Source organism: Ruminococcus sp., assembly GCF_017650195.1.
In the GTDB taxonomy this organism is placed as follows: Bacteria; Bacillota; Clostridia; order Oscillospirales; family Ruminococcaceae; genus Ruminococcus.
In genome coordinates this window covers 1-11,019 of the sequence record NZ_JAGCFH010000213.1, presented here as the reverse complement: position 1 = coordinate 11,019, position 11,019 = coordinate 1, and the positions used below count along the sequence as shown (strand labels likewise).

Below are 11,019 nucleotides of genomic sequence, written 5' to 3'. Positions count from 1 at the left end.
CTTTAAGAGTAGCTTTTATATCATAATATCACTTTTTTTGTAATAAGTCAATGAATATATCATAACAATAAAATTGAAATTCGTTTACAAATAATAAAAATCATATACAAACAGCTCTTTAGCAGACATCTCGCGGCAAAATCGGAGATAATAAAGAGAGAATATATTATTTTGAGTTCTGAAACAGTCAGAGATTCGCGCAGACCTACTCAGCTGTATATTCTTTAACTTTCGCAGACTTAACAGAATATTTCATCACTTAAGCTTTATGGTACTTTTTTTACCAAGTTTGGTTAAATATATGGCTGCTCCCGGTTCATTTTTATATGTTTATCATATATGTTTTACATCTTGCTCAAAACGTTAGCTCTCAGCTCTCAGGGCAGGAAAAAGCTCCCTTGACGCGCCAATATACAAGTGCTGTTCAAGGCTGTATACAGGCTTTTCAAGGCAGTAACAACTTCTGACTTCAGCCTTGCAGTATGGTACTCGAAAGCAGAAATATCACACTTAACAGTCCTGATCTCATACTCATAACTTAAATTTACTATTGATATTATCCGCTATCCATGCTATAATTTAAGCATAAAATAATGATATAAGACAGGAGGTATCACATGAACAGACTGTTTACAAGGATCGTCTCTGCCGCAACTTCTGCCGCAGCTGCGGTATTTCTGTCATTGGGCGGTCTTAACATCTTCACCGGTGAAAGCGGATACGACGCTGCGTACAGCAGTATCGTTCTCGGTGTCACAAGCGGCGATACAAAAGCTGATATCTCTGATCCGGCAGTATCCGCCGGAGATCTTGACGGCTTAACGCTTCATACCAAGAAGATATATGAAGACTTTGAAAATGCTGACAATTATCAGCGTCCTTCGGCTCAGAATATACTGAAGGACTTCAACGCTCAGTCCGGAAAACGCAGTGCTCACCCAAGCCTGATGATAACAGACAAGTCCTTAACCACGCTGAAAAAGGCTGTCAGTGACCCTGACGACCCCAAGTACAGCTGGTACGGCAGACTACAGACAAAGGCGGACAAGTATTGCGAGCAGCTCTCCGGCAATTCAAAAAACGATTATCTATTCAATTATACCAAATGCTATGAGACAAGAATGCCCGGCGCTGGCAACAAGGGCACTGCCGCAGACGATTTCAGAGATAAAATGATGACCTTCGGTATGATGTACCAGATAACCGGACTCCAGAAGTACGCCGACGCCGCATGGGTAGTCCTCAACAACGTGAACCAGTTCCCTGATATAAACCCGTGGCACGACCTCGACTTCGGCTTTTTCTGTCAGGGCTACGCGATAGCCTATGACTGGATGTACAGCGCATGGGAAAAGCAGGGCAAGCTTACGAAGCTGGAGGATGCTATAAAGCGTCTCTGCTTCCGCCCCGCAAATGATTCCTATACCAGCAACAGCCCATCACGCTCCCAGACCTCAAGCAACGGCGTTGTAAGAGGAGTTTTCGCAGAGCATAACCATAACCCGATAGTTACTGCCGGCGTGGTAATGGTCTCATTAGCGCTCATGGGCAAATACAAGGATATCACCTCCTCACTTTGCCACGACGCATTTATATGCCTTGAGAAAGATCTGAACAAATTTGCTCCCGACGGTGCTACAACTGAGGGAATGGAGTATATGCTCCTGTCCCTCGACAATTTCTCAATGCTGTTCTCGTCTATGGAAACATCTTTAGGCAAGTTTTACGGTCTCGATACCTGCACCGGTCTGAAGGACGGCAGACTCATGAGAGTAATACACGGCATGGAATCTGACGCAGGCTCGTTTAGCTTCAGCGACACTTATGACAGCCTTATGACGACAGCCGGCGAGCTTTACTTCTACAGACATTATGATCTTCACTACGGCTTCAGTTCAGATATCCTCAAACGTCTTGCAGCAAACTCCCCCAACGACACCACACGCATTGTTCAGATACTATGCTGGTACGAGGAGGACACAAGCGGCACAAAAACAAGCATAGACAAAGATATGGTCATAAGCGGCGACGCAGCTTTTGCAACATTCAGGAGCAGCTTTGAACCAAAGCAGTCCTTTGTCGGCGTAAAAGCTGGCACGACACTGCGCGATTTCTTCGTACACCTTGATCAGGGTAGCTTCGTATTCAATGCTCTCGGAGTAAAATGGGCAATTGACATGGGAAAGGACAGCTACAAGCTTCCGGGCTATATGTCCCCTACATCTGAGGATAACATAAGGTTCAAAATATTCAGGTTAAGAGCCGACGCACATAATACTCTGCTCATTAATCCGAATGCCTCTGACTTCGGCTATGAATTTGAAAAAACAGCCAAGCTCGAAACATCTTCTTCCGAAACACAGGCAAAGGCAGTAGTTGATATGACAGATCTTGTGAGTTCAAAGGCTTCAAGTGCAAAAAGAGGCTTCCTCCTGACGGATAACAGACTCTCTCTCGTAGTCCGCGACGAGGTCGACCTCAAAGACACATCGACCCTGTACTGGGTAATGTATACACCTCAGAAGATACAGACAAATGGCAACACTGCTATTCTCACCTACACGGAGGACGAATCAGTGCAGCTCAGGATAGACTTCACCTCATCAGCTGAGGGCTCCCTTTACTCAGAGAGCGCAGCCAGATGGTGGCACGCGCCGGTAGTTGAAGACCAGTCCACGAACGACTCATACAAGAGGCTGGTCTACAGGATAAAAGATGTAAAGGGTCCTGTAAATATCACTGCTAAGCTCACACCCTTAACAGATGCCACCAAATCAGCACCTGATGTTTCCTCTTATGGAGCTATTGACTCATGGAGCACAAATCCGACAAAGCTGAATGACAAACCACAAAGCGAGTTTATAAAACAGGGCGATGTATCAAATGATGCAGTCGTCGAACTCAATCTGGGGGACGTTGACTTCAACGGCTTTATTGACGCTGTGGATTCGTCACAGGTCCACGCATACTATTCTCAGGTTTCTGCTGGAAAAGAAGGAAGCTTCAACGTCCTACAAAAGGCAGTTGCAGATGTCAATAAGGACGGCTATATAGACGCAGTTGACGCATCGCAAATACTTGCCTATTACGCCTACGCTTCAAATGAACCGGGCACTCTCACTCCGATAGAGAAATTCAAGCTGAAATAATACTGCTGTCCGAGTCATAAAAAAGAAAACGTGTTGTAAAAAACTCAGGATAATAGAAATAGCCGCACAGAACGCAGTAATGACTGTTTCTGTGCAGCTATTTTTTTAATATATGTGTTTGAGGGAGTTTTTACAGCCACTTTTTTAATGCCTTTAAACTGTCGTTCACTCAATCACATCATTGATTTTACATATTAATGTTGCCAGACAGAATCAGCATATCCATAAAGTCTATAATGCAATTTCCGTCCATATCAGCATATTTCTGTTCATCTGCCGTAAGCGGTCTTATACCAGTGATATGTGCCAAAATGAATACCACATCGGAAACGTCTGTTTTACCGTCGCCGTTAACATCGCCCGTAGCTCTGATGTCGATGAATTGTTCAGGCTCGGACTCCTCTTCGGCAACCTCAGCATCAATGCTCATTCTTCCGCATACTATCTTATACATAGTATCATAAAGTATGCCTGCAATTTCCTTATGACCATTTGCATTGGGATGAGGATCGAAATCGTCCTCCGGAGAGATGTTATATACATCAACATAGGTTGCGCCTGTCTCCTCTGCAATGACCTTAAGCTCCTCATTGAGGCGAAGTATCTGCGGATCAACATTCTTGCCTGCCAGCATCATAGCAAGAGGTGCAGCGATCTCAGCTGCGATAGCTTCTTCTTCTGCTGACTGGCTTGCTGTACGATACTTTGACAAAATATCAATAAGATTTGTAAGCTCTTCGATGTCTTTATACTTCTTTATGATATCAATTGCTGACTGGAGCTCATTGATATCATCGTATCTTAGCAGAACCTCCATAAGCTCTTCCTCAGCAGGGGTGCCATTTGAAGCTTTCATGATTGCTGCTATCTCCTTGAGCTCATTGATATCGTCGTATTTTTCGACCATGTCAAGTATCTCGAAAAGCTCCGTTCTGTCTTTATACATCAGCATAAATACATTGAGCTCGTATATCATGTTGACCTTATCCTGAAGGCCGTCTATAAAGTCCTTTGTCAATTTGCCGTTGACTGTGAGCTCGTTCTCACCAGCAGCAGCAACTGTTGCAGCTTCTGCATAGATTCTGCCGAGTATGTCATATATTTCTTCCTTTATCTTATCTGAGCCTTCCTCTGTACGGTAGGGATTGAACATACCCACAAGTGCGATGTTGGCGTCGCCGTTGAGCTCCTGAACAGCCTCAACAACACCCTTTACGTGGCTTGCAGAGTCGTCAACGAGCTGGTCTGACATCTGGCTCACATTATACATGAAGACAGCTGCCTCAATGAAATCCTCGGAAGTGATATTGTCTTTATTTTCATAAAGTATTTTAAGTCCGCCGCCAATAGCTGTCTCTGTATCCATTCCAAAAAGTGTAAGCGTGAGAGAGGTTCCGGCAGCCTGAAGGATAGGATTATCGCCGAATACCATTTGGGGAACAATGCTCATTACGATATCATTTCCGCCAAGCTGAATGCTTACAAGGTCAGCGGCAGAGAGATACTTAGTGTAATAATCGTGATAAGGAACAAGAACTTCGCTTGCCCCCTCTTCGACAAATCTTTCGAGTATGGACGCAGCGAACTCTCCTTTATATCCAGGAGTCTTTATCGTCTTTTCAATGTCTTCAGCGCGATATGCAGTGGAGGCAAGGTTAGTGCCCATTACCTCATACCCTCTTTCCTCGCCGAGCTCCTTTAAATACTCTGTGAATATTGCTGGATATGCTCCGCTCACCGGATTTTCAAGAAGCTCATCGGTTATAACCAGTGCAGGGTCATCTTTAAGCTCGCCGTCTGCCAGCCCGAAACCTGCTGCTATACTGTCGCCAAGAGCTACATAGTTGTATGTTTTATTTTCTGTATTATCGTTTTCAGCTGCAAAAGCTGTCATTCCCACAGTGCTGCTCAGCATTGCTGCCGAAACAAGAACTGATAAAATCTTTGTTCCCTTCATCATTCATTCTCCTCACCATATTTTTCAGTTATCGGTATTACATAATTTCTGTCAGTTTTGATTCTTACAGTACTGCCGTTTGCGGAATAGTCCACCAGCATAAGACTTCCGTCCTCACTGGGAGAGATATATCCCCTATAGTCGTGTGTAAGCAGTATGTAATCTCTCTTTGCTGTTATCTCACCTATCTCGAATTCCTTGTAGAATTTCACAGCATCAAGATGATATTTTTCGCATATATACTTTACAAGCTCAGCGCTTGGTTCAGCCTCATCGGGATCGAGTATAATCTGACCCACTACATCGTAGCTACCCTTCTCGTTCTTGAAGGCACTGATTTCCCACTCATTAATAGGATCATTCTCATCAAGAGTACTTTCAATCATGAACAAATATACGCGCTTGCCATTTTCGTCAACATAAGAATCCGAAGCTCTTCCCATGATAGTATATGAGCCGTCGGCATGTCTTACAGCTATATCACCAGTAACGCCCCACTTTGTACCGTTCTCGTCATAGTACCAGCGCTCTTCTGTCGCCTTAGGATTATTAAGATAACGGTCTGCTGCCGCAGGACTTGTAGCATGAAGGTTGGCAAGCACCTCGTTCTCCTCCACAAGATTTCCGTTGTCGTCCACCAGCTTTACGTGAACGAACGGCTCAAGAGGCTTGCCGGTCTCGTTGGTCTTTGTCTCTTCGTCCATAAAGTATGTCACGAGTGTAGCGCCGCCTTCTTCGCTTGCACCGCCGCCCAGTGAATATCTTACCGTACAGCCATTGTCGCGGAGCCACTTATCTATCTTGCGGACGGAGTTTATGTTTACAGCCTCGCCGCCCGACGCAGGACGCTTGAGCATTTCAAGTGCGGTAGGTGATACAACGCCCTGTCTTACGCTTGTAAGGTAGAAACTCGCCGTCGCAACTACACAGTTGCAGCCTGTCTCAGAAAGGTCTCTTGCAAATGTGTATTTGTTGTATATGGGTCTCGGAACGAGCGTACCGCCTCTAGCAAGCGGCATGATGGCGCATACTCTCTCTCCTGTCATGTGAGTAAGCGGTATGCACTGGAAATTACGCTCGCCAACATAATTCTGAGTATCCAGTCCTGCATGCATCTCGACGTAAGCATTAAGCGAATACTCCTTATATACGACGCACTTAGGCTTGCTTGTAGTGCCACTGGTATAGTAATAGCTTATATCGCGGTCAAGGTCTGTCGGACCGAGATCAAGCGGTATATCGCTGTTTTCTCCTGCAACGCGAAGATCCTCGAGACGTATGAACTCAACGCCCTCTATCTTGTCCAGATTGCTCAGGCATTCCATTATCTGCTTGATATCGAATACCTCCTGCATCTTTTCGGGCATCTCGGAGGTGTCCATGAACATTCCCTTCTTTTCCGCTGGAAGGAAGTCGTCAAGGCTCATGAGTATGACCTTCTTGATGCTGCTGTTTTCAAGATGCTCCGTGAAATACGGAAGGAATGCGTCCAGGGTAACTATGACCTCAGAGCCCTTGTCCTGAGTATACAGGTTGAAATCGTCCTTAAGAAACAAAAAGTTCACGTTGTTGCTGACAGCCTTGATAAGGTTGCAGGCAAACAGTAGCATAAGGTTCTCAACGCTTACAGGCATACAGAGAGTAACTACGTCGCCCTCCTTTACTCCTGCCAGCTTCAGTCCTCTTGCATAAGCCTCGCGCAGTGCCGGAAGCTCGCCGTAGGTTATCTTTGTGCCGAAATAATCGATCGCGTCTCCTTCAAGATTATCCTGATTGAATGACATGATATTATCAAAAATATTCATGTTGTATATCTTTACCCCGTTGATAATGCGATCTACCTTCACCCATTCCGGAAATTTTCTCTCAATGGTGCAGGTATTGATTTGTGTTGTTGTTCTCATTACTTGCTGATCCTTTCATGGTAGTTTTAGGGCAGACGCCTCCTGCCCCTAAGAGTGGATATTATGCCGCTGCTTATGAATGGCAACAACTTTCCCCGTTAATGCCCACATTGACCATGTACCGCGGACTGAGCAAAGCAGCTTCGTTCCGCAGTTCCTGTATATCACAGTAATATATGTCTGCCCAAAGTCCGTCAGCGCATAACCAGCCTGACGGCAGCTATTGAGTACACACTAAGATTATAAATAGTCATTAAATTTGCCGACGCAGCATTGTTTTAATGTTCGGCCTGGATCCCCTAAAAGAAAAAATCATCATACAATATCGTGACAGATCATTCACTGATATATTGATCCCTCACCTCCATTTGCTTTAAAATATAGTTCATTGCCAATACCTCTTGATATACTGTAAGTGTATTGTCATTACGCCAATAATTCAGGCTTATTGAACCGACCGTTTCTGAATTACCTATTCCCACTATTGTTTTGGTGATTATTATCTAATAGAACCATTAAATAAGCAAATTAAAAATACCCTGATAATATTATAACATACTCAAATATAAAAATCAACTAAAAAGCGTGTATTTTACCTTTTGTTAACATTACAATTTTGTCACTTTGACCACTGGTCATTTATCGAGGCAGAATCGCATTTAGTGTGCTGACCATAACAAAAAAAGCCACAGGTGTCGTTATAACCTGTGACTTTTTGATATTATGTTCTGTTTGTCAGGAAATCGAGATTATAGGCAGCTCTATCGGCGCATTGGGGTCAAGATTGTCAGGATTCCTGAGCTCTCCTGTGTCACCGTTCTGTTTGTCGGTATCTCCCTGACTGTTGTCCCTGTTCATAAACTCGGCTAAGGTCTTCACTTCGCCCTCCGCTGTTGAGATATAAGCGTAGTATGCAAGGATATTCGATGCGTCAACAGCATTTACCTGACCGTCGTTGTTTACGTCTGCTGCAAACTTCTGACACTCGTTGTAGCCGCCGTCCTTATTGGTGGATATCATAGCGTAGTAAGCAAGTACGGAGGAAGCATCAACTGCGTCTATTATGTCATCGTTATTGATGTCTCCCAGCTTGTACTCCCATTCGCAGATAAATGCGGTCGTATTATCGCCCCACACGCCGTCATTCCATGTACCGTCAGAGAACTTATAATAGTACATACCGTACATTTCATTCTGGGAGCTCGGCTCACCGCTGTGCCAATTGGAATATGTCAGCTCCGAACCGTCTGCCCAGCTCCATGTTCCGTCTTTATTCGGGTCTGATAAGCCAAAATATGCGCTTTTGAATCCGCATTCGGTCATATATTTATAAACAAACTCGTTTTCCTCAGCGTCGTTGATAACTGCAAGCTTACCGCCTGCCGTTTCGCAGAACTCCTTGGCTTCCTCCCATGAATCCGCAGCCTCCGAATAAATCGCATAAGCGTGACCGTTATAGAATGCCGGCTGAATACTTGTAGTTGTTGTGGACTGTGTAGTAGTTGCCGAGGTCGTTGCACTTGTAGTTGTGTCGGACTGTGTAGTAGTTGCCGAAGTTGTCGCACTTGTAGTTGTCGTAGACTGTGTAGTAGTTGCCGAGGTCGTTGCGCTTGTAGTTGTAGTAGACTGTGTAGTAGTTGCCGAGGTCGTCGCGCTTGTAGTTGTGTCGGACTGTGTAGTAGTCGTCGAAGTTGTCGCACTTGTAGTTGTCGTGGACTGCGTAGTAGTTGCCGAGGTCGTTGCACTAGTGGTTGTAGTTGACTGTGTAGTATTTGCCGAGGTCGTTGCACTTGTAGTTGTCGTTGTATCAGCCGAAGTAGTAGTTGTTGTCGAGGTGGTTGTCGAAGATGTGGTGGTCTCAGTACCGTCCATAGCCGCCATTATCTGTTGAAGAGCCTCCTCTTCCGTATTGAATGCAAAGAAAACGCCGTCCAGCATCTCAAGGACTTTACATCCGGCATATATAGGAACTGCTACAGTAGGGTCAGCTGTTTCGATATTTCTGAGGCTGACAACTATTCCGTCACGCATCATGACCGGCTCCGAAGCTATGAAGCAAAGCTTATATGAACTCGGATCCGCAACCAATTCGTCATAGTCTTCCTGAGTCATAGTAATATATGCTGCGTGTTCAAGATCTTCGGGAACATTGTCCCTTTTGATGAGCGCACCCAATCCGGACAGGTCAACGGTGTACTGCTGAAACCCGGCTTCGATACAGGCAGAGTCTGACGAAGCGTCTTTCTGTTCCGATAAGCCCTCTGCCGAAGCAAAACTGCTCATGACAGAACCGCAGGCAACAGCTGCCGCCAGGAATGAAGATATGAATTTTATCATTGTTTAGTACCTCCTTAGTTTAAAGCAGTGTATTACACAAAATATTGCAGGATAATTGTAACATTTTAGCGTGACAATGTCAAGATATTGCAGTGAACACGGCAATAAACGGTCAAAAGGCGGGTCTTTTCCTTATTGCAGTGTTGTTGAAGAAAAAAATCCCATCGGCTTAAGCCGATGGGAAACACGACATTATAACAATATTGAATTACACTTTTCTTAAACTGTCACACCATTTTTCAAAAAATTCATTCTGCTCATTAACAGTACTGTACTCTTCAACCGAACATGGAGAAAAAATATCGACCAATGATTCTTTTAAAGCTTGTTTTCCTAAAACAAGAGAATATGCCATTCTTCCATATCCCATTCCCAAAATCATCCCTGATGGGTGAACGTTTAGTGAACAACCTTTGCACAGCAGTTTTATACTGCTTTTTTCAAATTCTTTCCTTATCTGAGTAAGAATATCAAATAAATTTTCGCCTTCTTTTGTAATGCAACAAATATCAGATTCTAAAGCAATTTCTATTAAGTCGTCTCCAATCATAATAGTAATAATTGCTTTTTCATTTATCCCATCAACATTTAAGATTACATCTACGATTTCTTTTTCCATTAATTGCCTCCATAATTAGGATTTGGTATAAAGTCACCTGATATTGCATGATCATATGTTGGATAAGCACCTACTATGTCTGAAGAAGGCACACCACCAGGTATTGAAAACTCACACTGTTCAGGATAATAAGCCTGGCTTCCATATGTTGCATTTATATCAACATAATTATCCGTTTTTATTACATATAAATATCCTCTTCTTCCAGAACCAGCAAATCCAAGTGCAACATCCTGCTCAGAGGTTGTAGATACAAAGTTTCCAGCTGTCGTATTACTCTTTGTATGCAAAAGAGCATCATTATGTGTACCCTTAGATTGGAAACCATTTTCAAAAACATCATCTAATGTGCTTGAACGATCACCTCTATAAAGTGTTCGAACTGGTTTATCGTTTGCTGGTGCATTATTTGCACCTGGTTTTTGTGATGATCATCCGTTTTCGCCTGTAGGTGTTCCTGTTCGTATAAGGTCTATGCCCTCTATTGCTTTACCCATTTTGTAGCAAGCAAATATCGCAACCAGTGCTCTAAATACAGCCTGCGCTGTATTTCCTTCATCAGCAGAAATAATTGCTCCATACAATCCAAAACCGAGCAACACAAATCTACCGATCTGTAATAATCCAGTTGCTAATGCACACACTGTACCCCAACACATCAAAGCACCTATTACAGCACCAATGCAGGCACCCCAACCACCTGCTTTTAAGCCATCCATTAATGCTTGTTTAAGACTATTTCCACCAAGCAGCGAATCTACTGTTCCAATTACAAATCCACTTAAAAATCCAACGACTGCACTAAATAGTGTAAAATCAAGTACCTCCATAATTGTCATACTTGCTGATAATTCAGGCAACGAGAAATATCCGCTCGGGTCAGTATAGCTTACTGGGTTATCATTTGCATAGAGGTACTTATGGAGAGATGTCGGGTCGAATACAAAACCGCCGTAGGTATCCATGGAAGTAATTGTTCCCGTTGTCGGGTTCATATATCTTGCACGGAGATAGTACAGTCCTGTTGTTTCGTCCTGCTGCTCGCCGCAGTAT

At 43.8% G+C, this 11,019-nt stretch carries 6 protein-coding genes and 1 pseudogene; 1 reads left to right on the top strand and 6 read right to left on the bottom strand.

The window, feature by feature from the left end; genetic code table 11:
* Positions 1 to 617 precede the first annotated feature (617 nt).
* Entirely contained in the window at positions 618 to 3,149 is a 2,532-nt protein-coding gene (locus J6U00_RS09880; protein WP_296581433.1) for a dockerin type I domain-containing protein, read from the top strand.
* A gap of 187 nt (positions 3,150 to 3,336) precedes the next feature.
* Here J6U00_RS09880 and J6U00_RS09875 read toward each other — a convergent pair whose 3' ends face one another.
* The 6 genes and pseudogenes from J6U00_RS09875 to J6U00_RS09850 all read right to left on the bottom strand — a co-directional run.
* Positions 3,337 to 5,106: a dockerin type I domain-containing protein gene (locus J6U00_RS09875; protein ID WP_296581431.1), complete on the bottom strand. Its 1,770-nt coding sequence runs from the start codon at positions 5,104 to 5,106 to the stop codon at positions 3,337 to 3,339.
* On the bottom strand, positions 5,106 to 7,010 hold the full coding sequence (locus J6U00_RS09870) for a class I adenylate-forming enzyme family protein (RefSeq protein ID WP_296581429.1): 1,905 nt from the start codon (positions 7,008 to 7,010) through the stop codon (positions 5,106 to 5,108). The genes J6U00_RS09875 and J6U00_RS09870 overlap by 1 nt, the downstream gene beginning before the upstream one ends.
* Before the next feature lie 735 nt (positions 7,011 to 7,745).
* Positions 7,746 to 9,347, bottom strand: coding sequence for a lectin-like protein (locus J6U00_RS09865; protein ID WP_296581427.1), 1,602 nt, complete (start codon positions 9,345 to 9,347; stop codon positions 7,746 to 7,748).
* A 208-nt stretch (positions 9,348 to 9,555) separates the two neighbouring features.
* A complete protein-coding gene (locus J6U00_RS09860; protein WP_296581425.1) occupies positions 9,556 to 9,966 on the bottom strand; it encodes a hypothetical protein in 411 nt (136 codons plus the stop codon).
* Positions 9,966 to 10,340: pseudogene (locus J6U00_RS09855) on the bottom strand (enterotoxin A family protein); the annotation flags it as partial. The pseudogene J6U00_RS09855 and the gene J6U00_RS09860, both read right to left, overlap by 1 nt.
* A 57-nt stretch (positions 10,341 to 10,397) precedes the next feature.
* On the bottom strand, positions 10,398 to 11,019 hold a 622-nt coding region (locus J6U00_RS09850; protein WP_296581421.1), incomplete at its 5' end, for an RHS repeat-associated core domain-containing protein.

Bases quoted from the DNA above. Each gene is read 5' to 3' on its own strand.
- J6U00_RS09880 (WP_296581433.1), top strand. From the start codon at position 618: ATGAACAGACTGTTTACAAGGATCGTCTCTGCCGCAACTTCTGCCGCA.
- J6U00_RS09875 (WP_296581431.1), bottom strand. From the start codon at position 5,106: ATGAAGGGAACAAAGATTTTATCAGTTCTTGTTTCGGCAGCAATGCTG.
- J6U00_RS09870 (WP_296581429.1), bottom strand. From the start codon at position 7,010: ATGAGAACAACAACACAAATCAATACCTGCACCATTGAGAGAAAATTT.
- J6U00_RS09865 (WP_296581427.1), bottom strand. From the start codon at position 9,347: ATGATAAAATTCATATCTTCATTCCTGGCGGCAGCTGTTGCCTGCGGT.
- J6U00_RS09860 (WP_296581425.1), bottom strand. From the start codon at position 9,966: ATGGAAAAAGAAATCGTAGATGTAATCTTAAATGTTGATGGGATAAAT.